Consider the following 25,394-nt stretch of genomic DNA (forward strand, 5'->3'; position numbering starts at 1 on the left):
CGCCGCGATGTATCCCCCGCGGCGGGCTTTTTTGCGCCCGGAGCTACCGCGCGGCGGCTCGCTGCTGGAGCCTGCGCGAAGCGCCCGGCCGCGTCGGGTCGGGAGGTCCCAAGGGCCGATGGTCCGCGGCCCAACAAAGAAAGGCGGAGCCTTTCGACCGTGGCCCAACAAAAAAGACCGGAGCGTGAGCCCCGGCCTTCTTCGTTCAGTGCGGCGATCCGCTTACCAGATACGGACGCGGTCTTCCGGCGCGAGGTAGTATTTCGTGCCCGGCTGGACGCCGAAGGCTTCATACCAGGCGTCGACGTTGCGCACCGGGCCGATGACCCGGAATTCGGCCGGGCTGTGCGAGTCGGTGTCGATCTGCTGCTTCAGCGCCGCTTCGCGATACTTGGACTGCCACACCTGGGCCCAGCCGTAGAAGAAGCGCTGGTCGCCGGTCGTGCCGTCCAGGACCGGAGCCGGCTGGCCGTTCAGCGACAGGTGATAGGCTTCCAGGCCCACCGCCACGCCGGCGGCGTCGCCGATGTTCTCGCCCATCGTCAGGCCCGGACGGACATGGAACCCGGGGATCGGCTCGAACTGGCCGTACTGGGCGCCGAGGCGGGCGGTCAGGGCTTCGAAATTGGCCTTGTCCTGAGGGGTCCACCAGTTGCGCAGCACGCCGTCGCCATCGGACTTGGAGCCCTGGTCGTCGAAGCCGTGGCCGATCTCGTGGCCGATGACGCCGCCGATGCCGCCGTAGTTGACGGCCGGGTCCGCGTCCGGATCGAAGAAGGGCGGCTGCAGGATGGCGGCCGGGAAGACGATCTCGTTATTGGCCGAGTTGTAGTAGGCGTTCACGGTCTGCGGGGTCATGCCCCACTCGTCCTTGTCGACCGGCTGGTTCAGGCGGTTCAGCTGGTAGTTCCACTGGAACAGGCCGGCGCGCTCGCCGTTGCCGAACAGGTCGTCCGGACGGATCTCCAGGGCCGAATAGTCACGCCACTTGTTCGGATAGCCGATCTTGACGGTGAACTTGTTCAGCTTCTCCTCGGCGGCCGCGCGGGTCTCGGCGCTCATCCAGGTGTAGTTGCGGATGCGGTTGCCCAGCGCGGTGCGCAGGTTGGCGACCAGCTGCTCCATCTTCGCCTTGGACTCGGCCGGGAAGTAGTCGGCCACGTACTGGCGGCCGACGGCCTCGCCGAGCATGCCTTCGGCGAAGCTGATGCCGCGCTTGTCGCGGGGGCGCTGCATGGGCTGGCCCTGCAGATCGCGCGACCGGAACTCCCATTGGGCGTCCGCGAAGCGGCGCGACAGGCGGCCGGCGGCGTCGTCGGTCGTGTGGAAGGCCTGCCAGGCCTGGATCGTCGCGATCGGGGTCTCGGCGTAGAGCGCCGCGATCTTCGGCATGGCCGTGTCCTGGCGGACGATCAGGCGCGGCACTTCACCCACGCCGACGGCGGTGTAGTAGGCCTGCCACGGGAAGCCCGGAGCTTCCGAAGCCAGCTGCGAGATGGTGTACTCGTTGTAGGTTTCGTCGCGGTTGCGGTTCTGCTCCGGCGTCCAGTGCGCCTCGGCGATCTTGGTCTCGAAGGCGACGATGTCGGCCGCGGCCTGTTCCGGATTGGCCCAGCCGATCATGCCCAGCATGCGGGCGACATAGGCCTGGTACAGGACCTTCTTGTCGGCCCAGCGCTGCTCCAGATAATAGTCGCGGTTCGGCAGGCCCAGGCCCGACTGGCCGGTCGAGACGACGTAGCGGGTCGGCGCCTTCTGGTCGATCGTGATGCCGGTGCCGAAGATCGAGCCGCCGATGCGGCCCTGGGTCTGGCCCATGTAGACCGCGGCCTTGTCATGGGTGTCGGCGGCGCGGATGGCGGCGAGGTAGGGGGCCAGCGGCTGGGCGTCCAGCGCTTCGATCCGGGCCTCGTCCATGTAGGAGCGATAGGCGTCGGCGATCTTCTGCTCGTCGGAGCCGGCGGTCAGATCGGTGCGGGCCACCAGGCCTTCGATCATCACCTTGACGCGGTTGTCCGACAGTTCGCGCAGCAGGTTGAACGAGCCGTAGGAGGTGCGGTCCGACGGAATCTGCAGGCGGTCCAGCGCGGCTCCGTTGGCGTAGCGCATGAAGTTGTCGCCCGGGTTGACCGAGGTGTCGCGGCCGTTCAGGTCGAAGCCCCAGGTCCCGTATTTGGGGGCCTCGACGCCTTGCCAACCGGCGACGGCGGCGCCCTGTGCAGGGGCCTGGAACAGTTCGACGACCGTGCAGGATTCGTCGACGCAGGCGTGTTCGTCAGCATCGGTCCAGCTCTGCGCCTGGGCGGCGGCGGGCAGGAGCAGGGCGCCGAGGGCGGCGCCGATAAGCAGCTTCTTCATAGGAGTTTCCCCGACTTCTCTTCACCAACTTGGAAGGGTCGGCGCGGACCCTACGCCCGCCTCGGAGACTGTCGCCTGAATTTTTTGTCATGAAACGACGGAAAGCCAGACACGGCGGCGTTTCAGCCTGTAGGCTGAACCGTACGGAGGGCGAATGACTCACGGCGGCGCCGGCGGCGAATATAAGGACCTTGTGGTCTTCCTGGCGGCGGCCGGGGTGGTGGTTCCCCTGTTCAACCGGCTGAAGATCAGCCCGGTTCTCGGCTTTCTTGCGGCAGGCGTCCTGCTGGGGCCCGACGGTCTGGCCCGATTCGCCGACACCGTACCCTGGCTGGCGTGGCTGACCATCTCCGACGCCAACCAGTTGCGCGCCCTGTCCGAACTGGGCGTGGCCTTCCTGCTGTTCATGATCGGGCTGGAGCTGTCGTGGGAGCGGCTCAAGGCGATGCGACGGCTCGTCTTCGGCCTGGGGCTGACCCAGGTCCTGTTCTGCACGGTCGGACTGGCCGCCCTGTTCATGGCGATGGGCCAGACCCTGGTGTCGTCCGCCGTGCTGGGCCTGGGGCTGGCGCTGTCCTCGACCGCCGTGGTCATGCCGGTCATGGCTGAGCGCGGCCGCCTGGGCGGCGCGGCGGGGCGCACCATCTTCTCGGTCCTTCTGGCCCAGGACCTGGCCGTGGCGCCGATCCTGATCACCGTCACCGTGCTGGCGGCGTTGGCGCAGGGCGGAGTCACCGCCGGCGGCGACTTCGATCCGACCGTGCTGGGCACGGCGCTGTTCACCCTGATCCCGGCCGCTATCGGTCTGGCCCTGCTGGTGGTGCTGGGCCGTCTGGTGCTGCGTCCGCTGTTCCGGTCGGTGGCCAAGGCCCGGGCCAAGGGGCAGGGGCAGGAGATGTTCGTCGCCGCCTGCCTGCTGGTCGTGGTCGGCGCCGGGCTGGGGGCCCAGGCCGCGGGCCTGTCGATGAGCCTCGGCGCGCTGGTGGCGGGCCTGCTGCTGGCCGAGACGGAGTTCCGGCGGGCGGTCGAGGTGTCGATCGAACCGTTCAAGGGTCTGCTGCTGGGCGTCTTCTTCGTCGGCGTCGGCATCGGGCTGGACGTGGACGCGGTGGCGGCCGATCCGGTGGCCGTGTTCGGGCTGGCGATCGGGCTGACCCTGTTCAAGGCCCTGATGATCTACGGCGCGGCGCGGCTGTGGGGCGTGAAGAACAAGACCGCCATCGAGACCGCGCTGGTGCTGGGACCGGCGGGAGAGTTCGCCTTCGTCATCCTGGGCGCAGGTTTGGTGGAAGGAATCGCGTCGCCAGACTTCACACGTACAGTCATGCTTGCAGCCACCATAAGTATTTTTACTGTACCGTTGATGGCGATGTTCGCCGATCGACTGACGCGACAGGACGCCGCAGTTTTGCCTGATCTTCCGGCCGAGGCGCTGGAGCCTCCGTCGGTCGAGGGCCAGGTGCTGATCGTCGGCTTCGGCCGGGTGGGACGCCTCGTCGGGGAAATGCTGACCGAGCACGGACAGAGTTTCGTGGCCGTCGACGCCAACGCCTCCACCGTCGCCAAGGGGCGCGGCGAGGGCTCGAACGTTTTCTACGGCGACGCCGGCCAGGCCGACCTGCTGGCGCGTTGCGGCATCGAAAAGGCGCGCGCCATGGTGGTCACCATGGACGCCCCCGCCAAGGTCGACGAGGTGGTCGTCGCGGCCCGCTCGTTGAGGCCAGACCTGATCCTGATCGCCCGGGCGCGGGATTCCCGACACGCCGAACGCCTGTACCGGCTGGGCGTCACCGACGCCGTTCCGGAGACCACGGAGGCCAGTCTTCAACTGGCGGAAAACACCCTGGTCGACCTCGGCGTGCCGATGGGTCTGGTGCTCGCTTCGATCCACGAACGACGCGACCGTTTCCGCAAATTGTTCCAGGACGCCATGCCCGACGGGGAGGCTGCGCGGAGGCCCCGGGCGCTGAGGTCGACGCTCAAAAGATAGGCCGCGACGGACTTGGCAAGCTGCGCCGTTAACCCAGCAACTAACGCTGCTGTTAATCTGTACACCCCAATTTGGTCATCGTTGCGTGATGAGTGCCGCTGTTCGCCGGGCCTTCAGGTCGGGCCTGAGGTGCTTTCCGGAGCGCCCGAAACCCTGCCGTCATGGCGCTGTTTTCCTGCCGGTGGTCCTCCCCGCCGCTTAGTCGAGTAGCCGTTTTACATGCGAGACATCGCCCTTAGCTCCGCCCAGACCGCCTCGGATTCCGAGGCTGACGCCCCCCGCCTGAACCGTCGTCAGGCCGCCAAGGTGCGGACCCGTCAGAAGGTCCTGGACGCCGCGCGCACCCTCTTCGCGGAACGCGGCTACGAGCCCGCCACCATCCGCGACATCGCCAAGGGCGCGGGCATGTCGACCGGCGCGGTCTTCGCCAACTTCCAGGACAAGGCCGAACTGTTCGAGGCCGTCCTGGCCGAGGACCTGGCCCGTCTGGCGGAATCGCTGAAGGCCGCCGTCGCCGCCGAAAGCTCGGTGCGCGGACGCCTGGTGGCCGCCATGACCGCCGCCTATCACGAATCCCTGGAGCATCTGCCGCTGGTGCAGGCCGTCGTCGCCCGCTCGTGGTTCCAGCCGGTCGCCGCCGAAATGCGCAGCCGCGCCGCCGCCCGTCCGGTCTCCGTCATCGTCTCGGACGCCCTGCAGGCCGGCGTGCGTGAAGGCGAGCTGCGCCAGGATGCGGACATCCGCCTGCTGGGCGAGCTGATCTACGGCGCCTTCATCGCCAACTACCGCCACGCCGCCTACGACGGCTGGGGCATCGAACAGCTGACGACCCAGATCTCCAAGCAGATCGACATCGTCCTCGCCGGCGCGCTGGCCCGGCAATAATCGGGGACCGTCGGCCCTTCGGGACCTCCCGACCCGACGCGGCCTGGCGCTTCGCGCATGCTGAACAGATCAAAGGCCGCGGCATCCGCTGCGGCCTTTGTCTTGCGCTCAAGCAACGAGCGACCGCGTCGCGAGCGTTAGCGCCCTTCGAAGAGCGTCAGCTCTTCCAGCGCAAGGTCGCGGGCTTCACCGGGTTGGCGAACGACCGGCCCTCGGCGCGGGACTTGATCCATTCGCGCTTCAGCTGCTGGTACCATTTGGCCTGCTTGTCGGCGTCGTCGATCCAGATCAGGGCCGGATCGTAGCGCAGGCCCTCGTTCTGCAGGTTCACCATGCCGCCGTCCTGCTTGAGGAAGGCGACCACGCCCATGCGCAGGAAGGGCTTGGCCAGGTCGAAGATCCAGTGGTCCGACCAGAAGATCTGGGTGATCCGGGTCTTGGTGTCGGTGATGGGCGTCAGGCAGGTCAGGGCCAGCACCTGCTTCTCTCCGACCTGGATGTGCTCCCAGCGGTAGCCGGGCAGGCGGAAGGTGATCTCGGTCGCCGGGGCGCCGCCCAGGATCTTGTAGGCCCGGCTGTTCGACGACGGCGCGTGCCGCACCATGGCGAAGCCCTGCTCGCGCGGTTCGAAGGCCTTGGCCTTTTCGTGCATCGAATGCTCGGACCGCCACCACCACTGCTGATGGACGTAGGGGCCGTGGGCGGGGTCCATCAGGCCGACGACGGCGTGGTCGATATGGCTGTCGAAATCCATCCACTCGACCAGTTTGGCCCCGCCGCCGACCACGCCGGGGAACTGGGGCGGCTCATGGTCGGGCTCGCCCGCGCCGCGCGGGTCCGAACTCATCCAGACGAAGACCATCCCCTGGCTTTCGCGCACCGGATAGGAACGCACCTTGATGCGGTCGGCCTCAAAGGGCTGGGACTCAACCAGCGAGGGGATGGCGGCGCAGACGCCGTCCGTGCGGAAACGCCAGCCGTGATAGGGGCATTCGACCGTCTCGCCTTCGCCCGGCTTGTTCACCACCCGCCCGGCCGACAGGGGCGCGGCGCGGTGGGGGCAGATGTCGCGCATGGCGAAGATCTGCCCGGCCTTCGTCCGCCCGATCAGGACCGGTTCATTGAGCAGTTCGTAGCGCTTCAGCGACTCGGGTTTCACGTCGCGCGCCAGGGCGACGAAATACCAGGCGTCCAGAACGAAGCCCTTGCCGAAGGCGGTCGGCGGGGCCTTGGCTTCGGGGGCGTTGGAGGAAACCGGAGCGGAATCTGCGGGCGTCATGACGCCACTTTAGCGTCGGCGGCGCGGGAAGTCTTGACCGCCTGCATCCAATCGCGCCCCCTGCGGCGACTACGGAACAGATGCGGGCGAATGGCCCGCACACGGGGAACCGCCATGAAGACCATGACCGCCGCCGCCGCCGCCCTCGCCGCCTGCCTGTCGCTGGGGCTGGCCGCGCCCGCCCTGGCGCAGGCGCACGGCTCGCACGCCGCCCACGGGCAAGCTACTCAGCAAGGGGCCGCGGACCACGGCCACCGCCACGCCGACTTCCAGTCGGGCCGGTTCCATGTCCGCATCGACGGACCGGAGCATCCGGTCGGCGACATCATCCTGATCCCCGGCCTGACGTCGTCGCCCGAGGTCTGGGACGGCCTGACCGATCAGCTCAAGGGCCGCTACCGCATTCATCGCGTCCACGTGCAGGGCTTCGCCGGCGCGCCGGCCGAGGACAACGCCACCGGCCCGGTCGCCGCCCCGGTCGCCGAGGATCTGGCCCGCTACATCGCCGAACAGGGGCTGAACAAGCCGGTCGTCATCGGGCACTCGATGGGCGGCACGATCGCCATGATGCTGGCCGCGCGCCATCCCGACAGCGTCGGCAAGCTGATGGTCGTGGACATGGTGCCCTTCATGGGCGCGATGTTCGGCGCCCCGGGCGCGACGGCCGAGAGCGTCACCCCGATCGCCAACCAGATCTACGCCAGCATGTCGACCGGCACGCGCGAGGCCTACAACACCCAGGCCACGGCTTCGATCAACTCGATGATCAAGACTGAGTCCCTGCGCGCCGGTCCGATCCGCGACATGGAGACCAGCGACCAGCAGGTCGCCGCCTCGTCCTTCCGCGAGCTGATCGTCACCGACCTGCGGCCCGAACTGTCGCGCATCACCGCCCCGACCGAGGTGCTGTACGTCCTCTTCACCGGGCAGACGCCCGAGTTCACCGACATGGTCTACCGCATGTCGTACCAGGGCCTGCCGGGCGCCGAGCTGAAGCGGATCGACGATAGCGCCCACTTCATCATGCTGGACCAGCCCGCCGTCTTCGCCGCCGAGGTGAACGCGTTTTTAGAATAGGGCCCTCAAAGGTCATCCTTTCGGCGGAAACGCCCTTCACGGTCCTGTGAAGACTAGGGGCGACCCGAAAAGTGGTTCCGGTTTTCGGACAAGTCGCCCCACTTTGTATCTTGAAAGGTTGTCGGCTTTCCAAGCCGCCAACCTCTCGGGGGCGTTTCCGTGCACCGTCCGATGGGCTAAGGCCGTCGGGCGGGTTGGGTGAGGTTTTAAATGGCCGGTGGCTTCAGCTTCGGACGTGGCGCCAACGGGGGCGGCGACAAGCCGGCCCGGACGCCGTTGCAGCGCGTGCTCTACTGGGGCGCGGTGCTGGGCGTGTGGGGCGTCATCTTCCTGGTCGTCTTCTTCGCGGTGTTCGCCCGCGACCTGCCCGACACCTCGACCCTGTACAATGTCGATCGCCAGCCCTCGATCACCTATCTGGACCGCAACGGCGCTCTGATCGCGGTGCGCGGCACCCAGCAGGCCCCGCCCGCTGACCTGGACGCCCTGCCCGACTATGTCCCGGCGGCCTTCATCGCCATCGAGGACCGGCGCTTCTACCACCACCCCGGCTTCGACCCGATCGGCATGAGCCGGGCCATCGTGTCCAACATGCGCGCCGGGCGCGTGGTGCAGGGCGGCTCGACCCTGACCCAGCAGCTGGCCAAGAACCTGTTCCTGTCCCCGGACCAGAACATGAAGCGCAAGGTCCAGGAGCTGATGCTGGCGGTCTGGCTGGAGATGAAATTCTCCAAGAAGGAGATCCTGGCCCTCTATCTGAACCGCGTCTATTTCGGCGCCGGCGCCTATGGCATCGAGGCGGCGTCGCAACGCTATTTCGACAAGAGCGCCAGGCAGTTGACCGTCGGCGAGGCGGCGCTGCTGGCCGGCCTGCTGAAGGCTCCGTCGCGCTATTCGCCGGTGTCCGAGAGCGAGCGGGCCGCCACCCGCGCCACCGTCGTGCTCAATGAGATGGTCGACGCCGGCGTGATCACGCCCGAACAGCGCGCCCAGGCGGTGACCGAGCCGGTGCGCGTGTCGCGCACCCTGGCCACCCAGCACGCCCAGTACTTCATCGACTGGCTGGACAAGCAGATCCGCGAACTGGTCGGCGAGCCGACCGAGGACATGATCGTCGAGACGACGCTGGACCTGACCCTTCAGACCCAGGCCGAGCGCTCGGTGCGCCGCATCCTGGACCGCGACAAGTCCAAGGGCGTGGAGCAGGCGGCCCTGGTCGCGCTGGACGGTGAAGGCCGGGTGCGCGCCATGATCGGCGGCAGCTCCTACGCCGACAGCCAGTTCAACCGCGCCACCGACGCCCGGCGCCAGGCCGGCTCGGCGTGGAAGCCCTTCGTCTATCTGACAGCGCTGGAGAGCGGTTACACGCCCGAGACCCGGGTCAACGACGCCCCGATCCACATCGGCAACTGGTCGCCGCGCAACTACTCCGGGACCTTCGCCGGCGAGATGACCCTGGCCAACGCCGTGGCCCAGTCGACCAACACCATCGCCGCCGGCGTCGCCGACCAGATCGGTCGGGACAATGTCGCCCGCACGGCCCGCCGTCTGGGCGTCTCCAGCCGCATCGGTCTGGAGCCCGCCATGGCGCTGGGCGCGGTGGAGGTTTCGCCGCTCGAGATGGCCCAGGCCTATGACGCCTTCTCCAACGGCGGCAAGCGCGTGCAGGCCTATGGCATCAGCCGCATCCGGACCCCGCAGGGCCGGGTCATCTATCAGCGCGCCAGCCGCGCCGAAGGACCCGCCCAGGCGATCACCAACCCCTACCTCTATTATCTGAACTCGATGCTGCGGGGCGTGATGACCTCGGGCACCGGGCGGTCGGCGGCGATCGGCGGCCGCGACCTGGCCGGCAAGACCGGTACGACCTCGGACTACAAGGACGCCTGGTTCGTCGGCTACACCGGCGGCTTCGTCACCGCGGTCTGGGTCGGCAAGGACGACAACACCCCGATGCGTGGGGTGACCGGCGGCTCGTCGCCCGCCGCCATCTGGCGCAGCTTCATGGAGGCGGCCCTGCCGCGCCTGAACGCCCCCGCCATCCCCAACGGTCCGGCCATGCCCGAGGGCTGGCAGCCGCCCAGCCCGGTCGAAAGCCTGATCGGCCAGATCGGCGACCTGTTCGGCGACAATCCGCCTGGCGACAGCAATGTCGATCCGCTGGACGAGCGGCTGCTCGAGCCGCAGCCGGCCCCGCGTCCCACCGCGCCCAATCGCCCGGAGCAGCAGCCGGTCATCCGCCCGACCCAGCCGCAGCCCCAGCGCGAGGAGCCACGCCCCGAACCGGCGCCCCAGCCCGAGAAGAAGGCCGACCCGCTGTTCTTCTGAGGGTCCCAGACGCCGCCTGAGTGCTTGACCTGCCGGAAACGCCAGCCTTAGGGTTGCGTTTCGACGGGAGGATCATCTCATGCGTGCAGTTCTGCGTGTTTCTGTCCTGGCTCTCGGTCTCGTATCGATGTCGGCGTTCGCTCCGGCGCCGATGGCGTCCCAGCTCCAGGTCAGCCGGTCATCGGCCGTCAGCGCCGATCCGATCTGTGACGAGTATTTCCGGTGCGTCGCCCAATGCCCGATCGAGGACGTGACGGCATGGGAAATCTGCAATAACGGCTGCTACGACCTGTACCCCTGCATTCTGGGGCAATAAGGCCGCCGCTAGCGCCCCACCGCGTGTAGCGCGGGGCCGTGGTCCCGCAGCCATTTGCGGAACGGGCGGTGGTCGCCGACCAGCCGCTGCACCACCGACCAGTAGGCCGGGCTGTGGTCCGCGTGGACCAGGTGCGCGACCTCGTGCGCGGCCAGGTAGTCGGCCACGGCGGGCGGGGCCATGATCACGCGCCAGCTGTAGCGGATCGAGCGGTTGTGCGGGCTGCAGGAGCCCCAGCGCGACTTGGTGTCGGCGATGGACACCTTCACCGGGCGCTGGCCGAGGGCGCGCAGGTGATGCTCGGTGCGCTCGACCAGCACCTGCCGCGCCAGCCGCTTGAACAGGTTCTCGATGCGCCGGGCGAACGCCTCGCCCTCGCCGCCGGACTGGATCACCGCGCCGTCCGGGCCGTCGATCAGCCGCGCCGCGCCGGCGCCGCCGACGGCGACCAGACGGGTCGGAACCCCGAACAGGGGAACGACCGCGCCGGGCTCCAGCGGCGCGCCGTCGGGCCGTTCGGCCAGCCGCTCGCGCATCCACGCCGATTTGGTGCGGGCGAAGGTCACGACCTCGGCCAGCTTGCGCTCGGACGGGGCGACCAGCACCGCCTCGCCGGCGCGGCCGTCGATGCGGATCGACAGCCGGCGCGCGCGCGGATTCACCGAGAGTCTGGCGGGGACCCCGACCGCCTCAGGCGGCAGCCGCTGGCCGTTGCGGTATTGCACTGAGGGCCTCGTTGGCCGCGATGAAGTCGCGGACGCGGGGATAGATCTCGTCGCGGAAACGACGACCGTTGAAGACGCCGTAGTGGCCGACCTCGGGCTGGACGTACAGCACGCGGCGCTCGTCCGTCAGGCTGGTGCACAGTCCGTGCGCGGCCTGGGTCTGGCCGACGCCGGAGATGTCGTCCTTCTCGCCCTCGACCGTCATCAGGCCGATGTCGGTGATCTTGGTCAGGTCGACCTTGCGCCCGCGGTGCTCCAGCAGGCCGCGCGGCAGCAGGTGCTGCTGGAAGACGATGTCGATGGTCTGCAGGTAGAACTCTTCCGACAGGTCCAGCACCGACAGGTACTCGTCGTAGAATTCCTCGTGCTTCTGCGCGCCGTCGCCGTCGCCGGAGACCAAGTCCTGGAAGTAGCGCCAGTGGGCGTCGGTGTGCTTTTCCTCGTTCATCGACATGAAGCTGTAGAGCTGCACGAAGCCCGGATAGACCCGCCGTCCGAAGCCTGGGTAGGGCCAGGGCACGGTGTGGATCATGTTGGACTTGAACCAGGTGAAGGGCTTTTCCTCGGCCAGCTGGTTGGTGACCGTCGGTGACAGGCGGGCGTCGATGGGCGAGCCCATGAAGGTCATGGAGGCGGGACGGTTGGGATCCTCGTCCTCGGCCATCAGGGCGCAGGCGGCCAGGACCGGCGGACCCGGCTGGCAGACGCCGACGACGTGGGCGCGCGGGCCGATCTGGGCCAGCATGGTGCGGACGTGGTCGATGTAGTCGAAGAAGTCGAAGCGGCCTTCCAGCATCGGCACCTGACGCGCGTTCGACCAGTCGGTGACGTAGACGTCGTGGTCCTGCAGGAAGCCCTCGACCGTGCCGCGCAGAAGGGTGGCGTAGTGGCCCGACAGCGGGGCCACGATCATCACCGCCGGGGCGACAGCGGGCTTGCCCGCGCGCTTAAGGTCGCCGATGTGGCGCGCGAAGCGGACCAGGCGGCACCAAGGCGAGGACCAGACCACCTGTTCAGTCACGCGCACCGGGCGGTTGTCGATGGTGACGACGTCCAGACCCCACGACGGCTTGCCGTAGCGGCGCGTGATGCTTTCGAACAGCTCGGCCGAGGCGAACGCCGTACGCCCGATGGCGGTGTCAGCGGCCGGATTGAACGGCGATGTCCAGAAGTCCCGGGCCATCTGGGCCCCGATCCGGTAGGGAGCGGCCGAGGCGTAGGCCAGCTCATGAAGCGTGTACAGCATGCGTGTCCTGAGACGGCCCCCGCCGTGAGTGCGGCAAGGCAACATAGAACGCTTCGCACTGCAAAAAGATTATCGGCGATCACCGAAATCGTGAACGGGGTAGACGCGGACCGTATCGCCGGGCCCGGGCCGCTGGAAAAAAGCGTCCGAAGCGTCCGAAGCGTCCGAAGCGTCCGAAGCGTCCGAAGCGTCCGAAGCGTCCGAAGCGTCCGGGCGTGAAGCGCGGCGGCTGGCGGGTCGGCGGCGGGCGGGCAGGTGACCATGACGCCACCTTACGCCCCGCCTACGTCAGCATTGGACGTAGACCGTCTTCAGCCGCGCGCCATGTTCCGTTCGATCACCTGGGCGCCGCGCTCCGGCCCGATGTCGTGGGCCAGCGGCCCGCGGAACTGTCCATCCGGCCCCATCAGATAGATCGTGAGCGAGTGGTTCATGGTGTAGCCCTCGCCCTCGCCGACCTTGCTGTACATGGCGCGGTAGGCGTCGGCGGCGGCGCGGACCTGCTGCGGCGTGCCGGTCAGGCCGACGACGCCTTCGGGGAAGCCGTCCGCGGACAGGTAGTCCTTCAGGGCCTGGGGCGTGTCGCGCTCCGGATCGACCGAGATGAAGACGATCTGCAGGTTCTTCGCCTTGTCGCCCAGCCGGGCCTTGGTGGCCTCCAGCATGGTCAGGGTCGTGGGGCAGTAGTCGGGGCAGTAGGTGAAGCCGAAGAAGACCAGGGTCCATTTGCCGTTCAGGATGGTCTGATCGACCGGCTGTCCATCCTGGTTGACCAGCTGGAACGGACCGCCGACCTGGGCCTGGCCGGTCGAGCCGACTTCAAGCGACTGAGGCGTGGGCGCCTGACGACCGACGACGACCATGGTGACGACCGCGAGCGCCGCGGCGATGGCGACGCAGGCGCCGGCGAAGACGAGGATGGAGCGGCGCGGCATCGCGACCCTTTCGAAAAGGCCCCGAACGAGCCGAACGCGTCTATAGAAGAGCCGTGAGCGCTACAGAAGATCATCCAACGCCGCAGTTCGCCGACGCGCCCGAGGGCGGCGGGCGTTTCGCCAACTGGCGCAATCTGCCGAGACGCAGCCGGGGCCTGTCGCTGCGGACCCTGGTCATCCTGCGCTGGATGGCCATCACGGGGCAGAGCGCGACCATCTTCGCCGCCACCGCCTGGTTCCATTTCGACCTGCCGCTGTGGGGCTGTCTCGCCGCCATCGCGGCCAGCGTGGCGATGAACCTGAACGCCACCGCCCGGCTGAAGCGCAGCGACGGCTCGACGCCGGACGGCGCCCTGACCGCGGCGCACCTCGGTTTCGACATCCTGCAGATCTCGACCCTGCTGGGGCTGACCGGCGGGCTGCAGAACCCCTTCTGCCTGCTGCTGGTCGCGCCGGTGACGGTGGCGGCGGCCTCCCTGCCGGGCCGGCAGGCGGTGCTGATGGGGCTGCTGGTGCTGCTGGCCACCGTCTGCCTGTTCTTCTTCTCCCTGCCGCTGCCGTGGCAGGCGGGGACCGAACTGAACCTGCCGTCGCTGTACAAGATCGGCATCGGCATGGCCCTGACCACGGGGGTGGTGTTCACCTCCGCCTACGCCTGGCGGGTGGCGGCGGACGCCGAGAAGCTGGAATTGGCCCTGGCCACGACCCAGGACGTGCTGCAGCGGGAACAGCGCATGGCCGCGCTGGGCGGTCTGGCCGCGGCCGCCGCGCATGAGCTAGGCACGCCGCTGGCGACCATCCAGGTGGTGGCCAAGGAGCTGTTGCGGGCCTCGCCCAGCGACGGCCCGGCGGCCGAGGACGCCGCCCTGATCCTGCAGCAGGCCGAGCGCTGCCGCGACATCCTGAAACGCCTGTCGCAGCAGCCGGAGGAGGGCGGCATCGCCTTCGCCGAGGTCGGGCTGAAGGCCTTGCTGGAAGAGGTGGTCGAGCCGCACCGGGGGTTCGACCTGGCCTTCGAGGTTTCGGTGCGCACCGCCTCGGGCGAGAAGCCGCCGCGCGTGCGCCGCCTGCCCGAGGTCATCCACGGCCTGTCGACCCTGGTGGAGAACGCCGCCGACTTCGCCGCCGACAAGGTGCGGGTGCGGGCCCTGGTCGACGCGGGTTTCATCGAGATCGAGGTGGTCGATGACGGCCCCGGCTTCCCGGCCGACATCCTGCCCCGTCTGGGCGAGCCCTATGTGACCAGCCGACCGCAGGGCAAGGCGCGCCGCGCCTTGGCCGCCCAGATCGCGGCCTCGGTCGCCGCCGCCGCGCCGGGCCGCAAGTCCAAGAAGGCCACGCCCGCGCCTGAAGAGATCGCCCCCAGCCAGGGCGGGATGGGTCTGGGCTTCTTCATCGCCCGCACCCTGCTGGAACGGACGGGCGGAAAGGTCAGCGTCGGCGCCGGCGACGGCGGCAAGGGCCAGCCCAAGGGCGCCCGTGTGACGGTGCGCTGGCCGCGCCCGGCGCTGGAGGTGGCCTCGTGAGCCGTGGTGTCGCACCCCCCGTCTGAACCTTGACCGCAGGCCAGCCGTTACCGACTTCAGCGGCAGGAGAAATATAGAGATGTCCGAGACCGAAGCCCGTATCGCCGCACTGGAGGACAAGACCCTCCTTCTGCTGGACGACGACAACGCCCTGCGCACCCGGATGGGCCGCGCGCTGGAAAGCCGCGGCTTTGTGGTGACCACGGCCGGATCGGTGGCCGAGGCGACCGACGCCCTGCGCGCCTCGCTCCCCGCCTTCGCCGTGCTGGACATGCGGCTGGAGGACGGCAACGGCCTGAAGGTGGTGGAGATGATCCGCGACCGCCGTGAGGACGCCCGCATCGTCATGCTGACCGGCTACGGCGCCATCGCCACGGCGGTGGCGGCGGTGAAGGCCGGCGCGGTCGACTATCTGCAGAAGCCCGCCGACGCCGACGACGTGGTCAAGGCCCTGCTGATGACCGGCGAGGCGCCCGAGCCGCCGGACAATCCGATGAGCGCCGACCGGGTCCGCTGGGAGCATATCCAGCGCGTCTACGAGCTGTGCGATCACAACGTCTCGGAGACGGCGCGCCGTCTGGGAATGCACCGCCGCACCCTGCAACGCATCCTGGCCAAGCGCGCGCCGCGCTGACACGCGCCGACCTTCGGGCGCGACCTAACGCCCAGGCCGCGTCGGGTCGGGAGGTCCGCGCAGCGGCCGACGGTCCGCGGCCCAAAGTGGGGTGTCCATTCGCGAAACGCGAACGGACAGGCGTGATCGTTCGCGAAGTCGGGGCGTCCTCTCCTGCAAACGGCGTGGCGGCCCGTGAACGCGGTCGGCACGGTCGGGTCATCGGAGGCCCGGTGGTCGGGTCTCTTCCTGAGGACCCTGACATGATCCGCATCGCCACCCTGGCCGCCGCCGCGCTTCTGGCCCTGACCGCCGTCCCCGCCCAGGCTGAGGACGCCACCGTCACCCTGACCTTCGAGACCGGCGCCCGCACCGGCAAGGTCATGGTCGCCCTGTTCAACTCCGAAGCCTCGTATCAGTCCGGCCAGCCGGTCGCCGCCCAGGCGGTCGACGCCAGCGGCGCGGTGGTGGCCGTCTTCGGCGACCTGCCCGCCGGCGACTACGCGGTGAAGGCGTTCCATGACGTCAACGGCGACGGCCAGATGAACACCAATCCGTTCGGCATCCCCAGCGAGCCCTACGCCTTCTCCAACAACGCTCCGGCCAACATGGGTCCGGCCAGCTGGAGCCGCGCGCGCTTCACCGTCTCGGGCGACACCGCCCAGACGATCAGCATCCGCTGAGCCTTTTCTCTCGGGGGCTAACGCGCCTTGCGCTGCTTGAGCCCCCGAACCCCCTGACTCCAAATTTCGAAGAGACAGTCATGCTCGCCTCCCGCCGCCACTTCCTGATGGGCGCCGCCGCCCTGTCCGCCGCCGTCGTCACGCCGGAGACGGTCCGCGCCATGGCCGCCATGCAGGCGTCAGCCGACTGGGCCCTGGCCACCGCCGACCTCGAGGTCGATATCGCGCCCCGGGCGATGCGGCTAGCGAGGGGCCGGGCTCCGGCCGGGCTGGAGGGCGCCCTGTTCCGCAACGGGCCGGCCAAGTTCCGGCGGCCGGGCGGGTCGGCGACCCACTGGTTTGACGGCGACGGCCTGATGCGCGCCTTCCGCGTCCGCGATGGACAGGCCACGCTGGAGGCCCGCTTCGCCGACACGCCCAAGCGGCGCTGGGAGAGCGAGATCAGCGCCGTGGTCACGCCCGGCTTCGGCACCCCCGGAGACGATCGCGCCCGCGTCGGCTCGCCCGACGACGCCAACGCCGCCAACACGGCGATCATGATGGCGGGCGACGAGGTCTGGGCCCTGTGGGAGGCCGGTTCGCCCCTGGCCATGAACGCCTCGGACCTGTCGACCAAGGGGTTCGTCACCCTGCGCGACGACCTGAAGGGCATGCCCTTCCAGGCCCATCCCCGCTACGACCCCGACGGCACGGTCTGGAACATCGGCCTGTGGGGCGACCGGATGGTCGTCTGGCGGCTGAACGCCGACCGCAGCCTGCACACCGCCGAGATCGTCGCGCTGCCGCGCGCCTGCTACATGCACGACTTCACCGCCACGGCCCGCCACCTGGTGATCGTGATGCAGCCCTGGGTCTTCGACCACGACGCCATGCCCTTCGCGGCGCGGTTCGCGTGGAAGCCGGAGCTGGGCACCCAGGTCATGGTCATCGACAAGGCCGACCTGACCCGCCGCCGGATCTTCGAACTGCCGGCTTTCAGCTATTTCCATCTGGGCGACGCCTGGGAGGACGCCTCGGGGACGATCCGCTTCGACGTGGCGGCGGGCAAGGACATGACCTTCGCGATGGAAGGCGCGCGGGTCCTGGTCGAGGGGCGGGGGACCGTGCCGGGTGAACCGTCCCAGCTGTCGCTCGTGACCCTGCATATCGACGGGCGGGCGGAGATGACGTCCTCGGGCGTCACCGCCGAGTTTCCGCGCAGCGATCCGCGCCGGGCCGGCCTGGCCCGGCGCTACACCGCCCACGTCGCGGGCGAGCGGGGCGGGCGGCCCCTGCCGACGGGGCTGGCGGTGCATGACTGGGAGACCGGGCGCTCGGACGGCTTCGACTTCGGCGACGGCGTGATCATGGAAGAGGCGGTCTGGGTCCCCAAGCCCGGCCGTTCGGGCGAGATCGACGCCTGGCTGGTCGCGCCGGCGATCAACCTGCGGCGGGGCGTGACCGAGCTGCACGCCTTCGACGCCGCCCGAGTGTCGGACGGGCCGACGGCCAGCTGGCGGGCGGACATCGCCCTGCCGGCGGGCTTCCATGGGCTGTGGAACGGCTAGAGAGGGCGCCTAGTACCAGCCGGCCTCGCGCAGGGCCTTGGCGTAGCGCCGGCTGACCGGGGCCTCGACGCCGCCGTCCAGGGTCAGGGTGGCGCGGCCCTCGCCCCGGCTGACGGCGCGCACGGCGTTGCGCGCGACCCACCAGCTGCGATGCGTCTGGGCGCCTTCCAGCCCCTTCAGCTCGGTCAGGGCGTCGGACAGCCGCATCAGGATCAGGTCCGAGCCGCGGTCGGTGTGGATGCGCAGATAGTGGTCCTCGGACTCCACCGCCCGGATCGCCGCGCCGCGCAGCTTGGGCGGCAGGCGGTCGAGGAAGCGGGCCGGGGCGCCGCCGACGGGCGCGGCGTGGGTCTGCACCGGGGCGCGTTGCAGGAAGATGTTCAGCACGCTCATCACGCCGGTCACGACCGTCACCGGAATGAAGAAGTAGACCAGCCGTCCGACCGCCGGGTGCCGACCGTGTTCGAACAGGAAGACCGTGTAGCCCCATACGACGAACGTCAGCGGCACGGACATGGCGGCGGTCAGGACCAGGGCGCCGAGCCAGGGCTTGCGGTCGAAGTCGATCCAGCGCTCGATGATCTGCGAGCAGACGTGCCCCCAGACGGCCCCGCCGATCATGAGCGGCACCCAGTAGATCAACCGGTGCAGAAAGGGCGCGCCGGTCATGCCGAAGGCGCCGGTGAAGGCCAGCACGACCCCGGCGATCGACGAGACGGCCAGACCCTTCACCAGGTTGCGATCCAGCGTCAGCGACAGACGAAATGGCGCGTCCGTCACTCGGGCCTCGGCGTGCAGACGGCGCGGAAGCCGGCGGCGGCGAAGCGCACCATGTAGTCGGCGGCGCTCTCCAGATCGCCGGAGCGGCACAGGCCGCCGGACAGGCGGTCCAAGCGGCCCGTCTCGCCCAGCGTCAGGGTCAGGGCGCCTGACAGGTTGTGATAGGCCCAGTACAGGTCGACGTCGCGCGCTTCGGGCAGCACCTGCTTGATCAGCTCGATCAACCGGCGGATGGCCGGGTCGAAATAGCGGGCCATGGTCTCGCCGCCGAAGGTCGGGTTGGCGTTGGTCTGGGCCACCAGGGCCGAATAGTGTTTCCAGCCGGGCCCGCCCTTCAGCGACCACTGGAACGGCGGACGCAGGAAGGCCTCCAGCAGCCCCTCCAGCGTCATCGTCTCGCCGACCTCGCGGGCGTAGCGATTGATGGCGTCGACCCGTTCGTTGTTCCAGACCTCGGCCCGGCGCAGGAAGACGGCGTCGAACAGGCCGCGCTTGGCCCCGAAATAGTAGTGGACCAGCGCCGTATCGACTCCGGCCTCGCGCGCCACCTCGCGGATGGTGACGCCGTAGAAGCCGTGCTTGGAGAACAGGTCCTCGGCCGCGTCGAGAATAGATTCCCGGGTGTCGCTGCCGCCGGCGGCCCGCGTTTTCGGCGGCCGGCCCCGCCGCGCGGGGCGGACCTCGGAATCGGGAGCGGGCGCATCAAGCTTGGTCATAGCCCACGCTAGGCCGTGGGACCCCGCCAGTGCAACGGCGCCACAGGTTTCCGCCACGGTTCCGTCGCGGAAGCGCCACGGTTTGACAGGGAAGGGAAAACGGTTACCTTCCCGGAAAATCATTGAACGCTGAATAAATGCGTCTGCACCGGAAACATCAGGGATTGGGGCTGCAAATGAACAGACTCGTGAAAACCGCCTTGCTCGCGGGGGCCGCCTGGAGCGCGCTCTCGACCATGGCCATGGCGCAGGACGTCCCCCAGGACGGGGCGTCGACGCTGGACGAAGTCGTCGTCTCGGCGCGTCGCCGCGATGAAGCGCTGAAGGATGTGCCGATCTCGGTCTCGGCCATCGGCGCCGAACGCCTGGAACAGACTGGCGCCGCCGACATCACGGCCCTGCAGCAGCAGACGCCGAACGCCACCGTTCAGGTCGCCCGCGGCTCGAACTCGACGCTGATCTCCTTCATCCGCGGCATCGGCCAGCAGGATCCGCTCTGGGGCTTCGAGCCCGGCGTCGGCCTGTACGTCGACGACGTCTATGTCGCCCGTCCTCAGGGCGCGGTGCTGGACATCTATGATGTGCAGCGCATCGAGGTCCTGCGCGGCCCGCAGGGCTCGCTGTACGGCCGCAACACCGTCGGCGGCGCGGTCAAATACGTCACCTCGCGCCTGTCCGCCGATCCGGAACTGACGCTGCGCGGGTCCTACGGCAGCTATAATCAGACCGACCTTCTGGCCATGGGCAGCCTGCCGCTGGCCGACAATTTCCGCGTCGGCGGGGCCATCGCCAGCTATCAGCGCGACGGCTACGGCACGAATCTGAACACCGGCGCCGAGCACTACAACAAGGACGTGCTGGCCGGCCGGCTGAGCGCCGAATGGGAACCGCGCGAGGACGTCCAGATCCGTCTGGCCTACGACCGCACCGAGGACGACTCGAACCCCCGCCACGGCCACCGCGAAGTGGCCGGCGCGACTCCGAACTCGGGCGTTCCCGGCAGCGTCTACGACACCTACGCAGGCATCGGCGACAACAACTCGGTGATGAACCAAGGCCTGTCCGCCACGATCCAGATCGACGTCAACGACCACTGGACGTTCAAGTCGATCAGCGCCTGGCGCGAAGGCGACACGGACACCGTCATCGACTTCGACAACACCCCCGCGCCGACGCTGGACATCCCCGCCTACTATTCGGACGACCAGATCACCCAGGAGTTCCAGTTCCTGTTCAACTACGACCGCATCCAGGGCGTGATGGGCTTCTTCTACCTGGACGGCCATGCGGAGGGCGCGTTCGACACCATCGTCGGCAACCCCCTGCTGCCGGTGGCGAGCCAGTTCGTGATCGGGACCTCCGGCTATGTCGACACGACCAGCTACGCCTTCTTCGCGGACGTGAACCTGGACCTGACCGACCGGCTGCACCTGTCGCTGGGCGGCCGCTATACGCTGGACGAGAAGACCGGCCGCGTGTTCCGGGCCAACTACGCAGGCGCGACCCGCAGCCCGCTGCTGGGCGGCACGGCCCGCGCGCCGACCCTGCTGCGCACCGACTATCGGCGCACCAAGGACTTCGACCAGTTCACCCCGAAGGTGGCCCTGTCGTATGACCTGACGGACGACCTGACGACCTACGCCTCGTTCTCGCGGGGCTTCAAGTCGGGCGGCTTCGACATGCGCGGCGACGCGATCCTGACGCCGGACACGGTCAACGGCTACAATCCCGAAACGGTCGACTCCTACGAGATCGGCCTGAAGGGTTCGCTCAGCCGGCTCTCGTTCGCCTCGTCGATCTTCTACAACGAGTACAACGACCAGCAGGTGACGACCCAGGTTCCGGCGGTGGGCGGCATCGCCTCGTTCGTCGACAACGTCGGCTCGTCCACCTTCTACGGGGCCGAACTGGAAGGCCGCCTGCGGATCCTCGACAACCTGACCGCCAACTTCGCGATCGGCTATCTGCACTCCGACTTCGAAGAGTTCCTCCGCTACAACCTGACGACCGCGAAATACGAGGACATCTCCAGCCAGGTCGTGCTGCAGAACGCGCCGGAATGGACCGGCTACCTCGGCTTCACCTGGATCGGCGACGTGGCGGGCGGCGAGCTGGCGGTGACGCCGTCGATCTCCTACCGCGGCGACTACAGCCAGTTCGAGTTCCCGAACCCGGTCCTCGACCAGCAGGCCTACAGCCTGGTCGATCTGTCGGTGGTCTGGACCGATCCGAGCGACCGCTTCACGGTCGGCCTGTACGGCAAGAACCTGACCGACGAGGAATACCGCGTCGGCGCCTACAACTTCGCGGGCGCGACGTTCGACAACTCGCTGATCGGCTACTACGGCCCGCCGCAGACGGTGACCGCCACGGTTCAGTTCAAGTTCTGACCCTCTGAAGCCTGATCGGTTCCGATCAAGGGCGGCGGTTCTGACGAGCCGCCGCCCTTTTCTTCTGGCGCCCGCCGACGGCGCCGCTACGGTTCGTTCAAAGAAAAATACAAGTCGAGGGAAACGCCATGACCGCCACCGACGCCCCGGTCCCGGAACCGACGGCCGCCCAGCCGCCGGCCAAGGGGGGCTACCGCTACTATGTGCTGGCGGTCCTGATCCTGGTCTACATGCTGAACTTCCTGGATCGGCAGATCATCGGCATCCTGGCCGCGCCGCTGAAGGCGCATTTCGCCATGTCGGACACCCAGTTCGGACTGCTGGGCGGCATCGCCTTCGCCTCGGTCTATTCGACCCTCGCCATTCCCCTGGCCTGGCTGGCCGACCGGTTCAGCCGCGTCTGGATCATGACCGGCGCCCTGGCGGTCTGGTCGGGCTTCACCGCCCTGTGCGGCGTCGCCGGCTCCTTCACCCAGCTGTTCCTGTTCCGCATGGGCGTGGGCGTGGGCGAGGCGGGCGGCGTGGCCCCGGCCTATTCCCTGATCGCCGACTACTTCCCGCCGCACCAGCGGGCCCGCGCCCTGGCGGCCTTCGCCTTCGGCATTCCGCTGGGCACCGCGGCCGGCACCCTGATCGGGGGCCTGGTGGCCGTGGCCTACGGCTGGCAGACCGCCTTCATCGCCGTGGGCCTGCTGGGCCTGATCGTGGCGCCCGTGCTGCTGTTGACCGTGCGCAATCCGAAACGCGGCGCGACCGACGCGGCCAAGATCGTGGATCCGCTGGCTGACGCCACGCCCGCCGCGCCGGGCTCGGCCCGCGCCGGGATGCGCGCCGCCCAGATCATGCTGGTCCTGGGCGCAGCCGCCCTCGTCGCGGCCGCCATCTCGCACTTCACCGGCGGGACCTCGACCCTGCTGTTCGCCTTCGGCGGCCTGCTGGCCATCGCCATCGGCGCCTCGCTGTTTGTCGCCCGCTCGACAGCCTCGGTCCTGATCCCCAAGCGCAGCTTCTGGCTGCTGGCGCTGGGGGCGGCGTCGTCCTCGGTCTGCGGCTACGGCGTCGCCGGCTGGCTGCCGCTGTTCATGATGCGCAGCTTCGGCCTGACCCTGGGCCAGACCAGCTGGTACTATTCCGGCGTCGCCCTGATCGGCGGCCTGCTGGGCATCTGGGGCGGCGGCATGATCGCGGACAAGCTGGCGAAGCGCGGCAAGGGCGCCTATCCGCTGGTCCCGGCCATCGCCTTCCTGATCTCGGCGCCCTGCTTCGTGCTGGCGATGAACTCGCCGTGGCTGATCGGCCAGTTCATTCCGGGGGGCGGCACCCAGGTGCAACAGCTGACCCTGGCCTTCTTCATCTTCCTGATCCCCACCGGCCTGAACCTGGCCTGGCTGGGTCCGATCACGGCGGCGGTCCAGCATCTGGCCCCGGCCCCGATGCGTTCGACGGCCTCGGCCCTGTTCCTGCTGATCAACAACCTGCTCGGCCTGGCCGTCGGCTTCTTCTACTTCGGCTGGATGAGCGACCTGCTGCGTCCGCAGTTCGGCGACGAGAGCCTGCGCTGGGCGATCTACACCGGCATGGGCTTCTACATCCTGGCCGCCTTCCTGCTGATCGGCGCGTCGCGGACACTCAAGAAGGACTGGGTGGACTAGAGCGAAATCGGTTGAGTTGGACGCAGTCCAACTCGGCTCAGATTTCGCACCAGTTTGATGCTGGACCATTTTTTGGATTCAGGTCGAAGCGACCTGAAGCAAAAATGGTCTAGGGAAAACGCCCCGCCGCGCCGGCTGACGCGGCGTGACGGTTGCACCTGCGAACGTGGGGGTCCTATAAGCGCCCCACGTTTTCCAGGCAGCGGTCCTCCCCATGAACATTCACGAGTATCAGGCCAAACAGGTCCTGAAGGGCTTCGGCGCACCGGTCGCGGCCGGCGTCGCCATCACCAGCGCCGACGAGGCCGAGGCCGCGGCGCGGCAGCTGCCGGGTCCGCTCTATGTCGTGAAGAGCCAGATCCACGCCGGCGGGCGCGGCAAGGGCAAGTTCAAGGAACTGGGTCCCGACGCCAAGGGCGGCGTCCGCCTGGCCCGCTCGATCGAAGAGGTCGTGGCCAACGCCAAGGAAATGCTGGGCAACACCCTGGTGACTGCCCAGACCGGCGACGCGGGCAAGCAGGTCAACCGCCTGTACATCGAGGACGGCGCCGACATCGATCGCGAGCTGTACCTGTCGATCCTGGTCGATCGCGACCATGGCCGCATCGCTTTCGTCGTCTCGACCGAGGGCGGCATGGACATCGAGGCGGTCGCCCACGACACGCCCGAGAAGATCGTCACCCTGGTCATCGATCCGAACACCGGCGTCACCGACGCCGACGTGGCCAAGATCAACACCGCCTACGGCCTGACGGGCGCGGCGGCCGAGGACGGCAAGTCGCTGTTCCCGATCCTGTACAAGGCCTTCGTCGAGACCGACATGGCCATGCTGGAAGTCAATCCGCTGATCGTCATGACCGACGGCCACCTGCGGGTGCTGGACGCCAAGGTCAGCTTCGACGGCAACGCCCTGTTCCGCCACGAGGACATCAAGGCGCTGCGCGACGAGACCGAGGAAGACGCCAAGGAGATCGAGGCGTCCAAGTACGACCTGGCCTACGTCGCCCTGGACGGCGACATCGGCTGCATGGTCAACGGCGCCGGCCTGGCCATGGCGACGATGGACATCATCAAGCTGTACGGCAAGGAGCCGGCCAACTTCCTGGACGTCGGCGGCGGCGCCTCGAAGGAGAAGGTCACCGCGGCCTTCAAGATCATCACGGCCGACCCCAACGTGAAGGGCATCCTGGTCAACATCTTCGGCGGCATCATGCGCTGCGACGTCATCGCCGAGGGCGTGGTCGCGGCGGTGAAGGAAGTGGGCCTGAAGGTGCCGCTGGTCGTTCGCCTGGAAGGCACCAACGTGAAGGAAGGCAAGGCCATCCTGAACGAGTCGGGCCTGGCCATCACCGCGGCCGACGACCTGGACGACGCCGCCCAGAAGATCGTCGCGGCGGTCGGTTGAGTTCATTCGCTTACCGTCCCTGAGCATCGGGGGCCGGTTGGAGAGAGGCCTTGGCCAAGTTCGAAGTGGTCGCGATGGCGCTGGCGCCGGAGCGGCACATCAGCACCTTTGTCGCCCACTACCGCCGCAGAGGCGCGGATCGCATCCGCGTCTTCTTCGACGGGGAAACGGCGCTGGCGGGGGACTTTGAAGGCGCCGAGGTCATCGCTTGCGACGAGGGCTTCTGGCGCGATCTGGGCGTTTCACGTCCCGAAAGCGTCGAGGACCGGCAGAGGGCCGTCTACGATCTCGCCTACCGCCAGACGGCGTCCGACTGGCTTCTGGTGGTCGATATCGACGAGTTCATCCTGGGCGAGGGGTCGATCGGCGACCTGCTGGCGTCGACGGCTTCGGATCGGGAATCCGTCATCTTCCGCACCGTCGAGGCGGTCTACAGCGACCAGCACGATCTGTCCCAGGAGTATGGGGCGGCCTTCTTCAGACGATCCTATGGACGCCCCTTCAGCTCGGTCCTGCCCTATCTGCTCTATCCGGGCTGCGGCGGCTTCTTCACCCAGGGTCTGCTCGGCCACGACATGGGCAAGCATGCGGTCCGGGCCGGCCTTCCCGGCGTCGAGATCTGCATCCACGAATCCAAGCGCGGCGGCGCGCCCCTGTCGGCCGCCGTGGCCAAGACGCTGCTTCTGGCCCATTACGACGCCATCAGCCTGGAGCAATGGCGCGGCAAGTGGGACCGGCGGCTGGCGGTCCAGGACACCTGGGAGATGGGCCGCAAGCGACGCCTGCAATCAGCGCTCTATGACCGGGCGCGCCGCCTGGGCGCCGAGGCCGAGCTGTTCCGGCGAATCTACGTGGTCAGCGGCTTCCAGACCTTCGTCCTTCGCTGCCTCAACCTGATCATTCCAAACAACCAAACGATTTGACCGTCCAGAGAGAGCCTTCA

Annotated in this window: 20 protein-coding genes; 13 read left to right on the top strand and 7 right to left on the bottom strand. The window is 68.5% G+C overall.

Annotated elements, in window-relative coordinates; all coding sequences use genetic code 11:
- Positions 1-222 precede the first annotated feature (222 nt).
- A complete protein-coding gene (locus AC3WRV_RS03245; RefSeq protein ID WP_492312123.1) occupies positions 223-2,358 on the bottom strand; it encodes a M13 family metallopeptidase in 2,136 nt (711 codons plus the stop codon).
- Between the two features lie 154 nt (positions 2,359-2,512).
- Here AC3WRV_RS03245 and AC3WRV_RS03250 point away from each other — a divergent pair, with 154 nt between their 5' ends.
- Positions 2,513-4,348: a cation:proton antiporter domain-containing protein gene (locus tag AC3WRV_RS03250; protein WP_492312124.1), complete on the top strand. Its 1,836-nt coding sequence runs from the start codon at positions 2,513-2,515 to the stop codon at positions 4,346-4,348.
- A gap of 219 nt (positions 4,349-4,567) precedes the next feature.
- Complete coding sequence (locus AC3WRV_RS03255) at positions 4,568-5,233, top strand: TetR family transcriptional regulator (RefSeq protein ID WP_291839663.1); 666 nt, start codon at positions 4,568-4,570, stop codon at positions 5,231-5,233.
- A 157-nt stretch (positions 5,234-5,390) separates the two neighbouring features.
- Here AC3WRV_RS03255 and AC3WRV_RS03260 read toward each other — a convergent pair whose 3' ends face one another.
- Entirely contained in the window at positions 5,391-6,512 is a 1,122-nt protein-coding gene (locus AC3WRV_RS03260) for a Rieske 2Fe-2S domain-containing protein (RefSeq protein WP_492312125.1), read from the bottom strand.
- 114 nt (positions 6,513-6,626) lie between these two features.
- Between AC3WRV_RS03260 and AC3WRV_RS03265 the strand changes: the two genes are divergently transcribed.
- The 3 genes from AC3WRV_RS03265 (at position 6,627) to AC3WRV_RS03275 (ending at position 10,233) form a co-directional block, all read left to right on the top strand.
- Complete coding sequence (locus AC3WRV_RS03265) at positions 6,627-7,589, top strand: alpha/beta fold hydrolase (protein ID WP_492312126.1); 963 nt, start codon at positions 6,627-6,629, stop codon at positions 7,587-7,589.
- A gap of 210 nt (positions 7,590-7,799) precedes the next feature.
- On the top strand, positions 7,800-9,917 hold the full coding sequence (locus AC3WRV_RS03270; protein ID WP_492312127.1) for a PBP1A family penicillin-binding protein: 2,118 nt from the start codon (positions 7,800-7,802) through the stop codon (positions 9,915-9,917).
- A 79-nt stretch (positions 9,918-9,996) separates the two neighbouring features.
- Positions 9,997-10,233: a hypothetical protein gene (locus AC3WRV_RS03275; protein WP_291838884.1), complete on the top strand. Its 237-nt coding sequence runs from the start codon at positions 9,997-9,999 to the stop codon at positions 10,231-10,233.
- An 8-nt stretch (positions 10,234-10,241) separates the two neighbouring features.
- On the opposite strand, the gene AC3WRV_RS03280 is transcribed toward AC3WRV_RS03275, so the two are convergent.
- From AC3WRV_RS03280 to AC3WRV_RS03290, 3 genes are all read right to left on the bottom strand, one after another.
- Positions 10,242-10,958, bottom strand: coding sequence for a M48 family metallopeptidase (locus tag AC3WRV_RS03280; protein ID WP_492312128.1), 717 nt, complete (start codon positions 10,956-10,958; stop codon positions 10,242-10,244).
- Positions 10,924-12,204, bottom strand: coding sequence for a polyhydroxyalkanoate depolymerase (locus AC3WRV_RS03285; protein WP_492312129.1), 1,281 nt, complete (start codon positions 12,202-12,204; stop codon positions 10,924-10,926). Before AC3WRV_RS03285 ends, AC3WRV_RS03280 begins: the two co-directional genes overlap by 35 nt.
- A 311-nt stretch (positions 12,205-12,515) precedes the next feature.
- Positions 12,516-13,139, bottom strand: a complete 624-nt coding sequence (locus AC3WRV_RS03290; protein WP_492312130.1) for an SCO family protein — start codon at positions 13,137-13,139, stop codon at positions 12,516-12,518.
- Between the two features lie 53 nt (positions 13,140-13,192).
- Between AC3WRV_RS03290 and AC3WRV_RS03295 the strand changes: the two genes are divergently transcribed.
- From AC3WRV_RS03295 to AC3WRV_RS03310, 4 genes are all read left to right on the top strand, one after another.
- Entirely contained in the window at positions 13,193-14,665 is a 1,473-nt protein-coding gene (locus AC3WRV_RS03295; RefSeq protein WP_492312131.1) for an ActS/PrrB/RegB family redox-sensitive histidine kinase, read from the top strand.
- Positions 14,666-14,744: 79 nt separating this feature from the next.
- On the top strand, positions 14,745-15,299 hold the full coding sequence (locus AC3WRV_RS03300; protein ID WP_492312132.1) for an ActR/PrrA/RegA family redox response regulator transcription factor: 555 nt from the start codon (positions 14,745-14,747) through the stop codon (positions 15,297-15,299).
- A 242-nt stretch (positions 15,300-15,541) separates the two neighbouring features.
- Positions 15,542-15,961, top strand: coding sequence for a DUF2141 domain-containing protein (locus tag AC3WRV_RS03305; protein ID WP_492312133.1), 420 nt, complete (start codon positions 15,542-15,544; stop codon positions 15,959-15,961).
- Between the two features lie 80 nt (positions 15,962-16,041).
- On the top strand, positions 16,042-17,508 hold the full coding sequence (locus AC3WRV_RS03310; RefSeq protein WP_492312134.1) for a carotenoid oxygenase family protein: 1,467 nt from the start codon (positions 16,042-16,044) through the stop codon (positions 17,506-17,508).
- Positions 17,509-17,517: 9 nt separating this feature from the next.
- Here AC3WRV_RS03310 and AC3WRV_RS03315 read toward each other — a convergent pair whose 3' ends face one another.
- Positions 17,518-18,288 (bottom strand): LytTR family DNA-binding domain-containing protein, encoded by a 771-nt coding sequence (locus tag AC3WRV_RS03315; RefSeq protein ID WP_291836979.1) that lies wholly within the window; start codon positions 18,286-18,288, stop codon positions 17,518-17,520.
- On the bottom strand, positions 18,285-19,004 hold the full coding sequence (locus AC3WRV_RS03320) for a TetR/AcrR family transcriptional regulator (protein ID WP_291836981.1): 720 nt from the start codon (positions 19,002-19,004) through the stop codon (positions 18,285-18,287). Before AC3WRV_RS03320 ends, AC3WRV_RS03315 begins: the two co-directional genes overlap by 4 nt.
- 176 nt (positions 19,005-19,180) lie before the next feature.
- On the opposite strand from AC3WRV_RS03320, the gene AC3WRV_RS03325 reads away from it, so the two are divergent.
- The 4 genes from AC3WRV_RS03325 (at position 19,181) to AC3WRV_RS03340 (ending at position 25,374) form a co-directional block, all read left to right on the top strand.
- Positions 19,181-21,394: a TonB-dependent receptor gene (locus AC3WRV_RS03325; RefSeq protein WP_291836982.1), complete on the top strand. Its 2,214-nt coding sequence runs from the start codon at positions 19,181-19,183 to the stop codon at positions 21,392-21,394.
- A gap of 128 nt (positions 21,395-21,522) precedes the next feature.
- Complete coding sequence (locus tag AC3WRV_RS03330; protein ID WP_291836984.1) at positions 21,523-23,046, top strand: spinster family MFS transporter; 1,524 nt, start codon at positions 21,523-21,525, stop codon at positions 23,044-23,046.
- A 214-nt stretch (positions 23,047-23,260) separates the two neighbouring features.
- Positions 23,261-24,451, top strand: coding sequence for an ADP-forming succinate--CoA ligase subunit beta (gene sucC, locus AC3WRV_RS03335; RefSeq protein WP_291836986.1), 1,191 nt, complete (start codon positions 23,261-23,263; stop codon positions 24,449-24,451).
- A gap of 50 nt (positions 24,452-24,501) precedes the next feature.
- Positions 24,502-25,374 carry a glycosyltransferase family protein gene (locus AC3WRV_RS03340; RefSeq protein ID WP_492312135.1) on the top strand — a complete coding sequence of 291 codons (873 nt, stop codon included), beginning with the start codon at positions 24,502-24,504 and terminating at the stop codon, positions 25,372-25,374.
- Positions 25,375-25,394: the final 20 nt, after the last annotated feature.

Source organism: Brevundimonas sp. EU05-FHT14B11, from assembly GCF_058790835.1.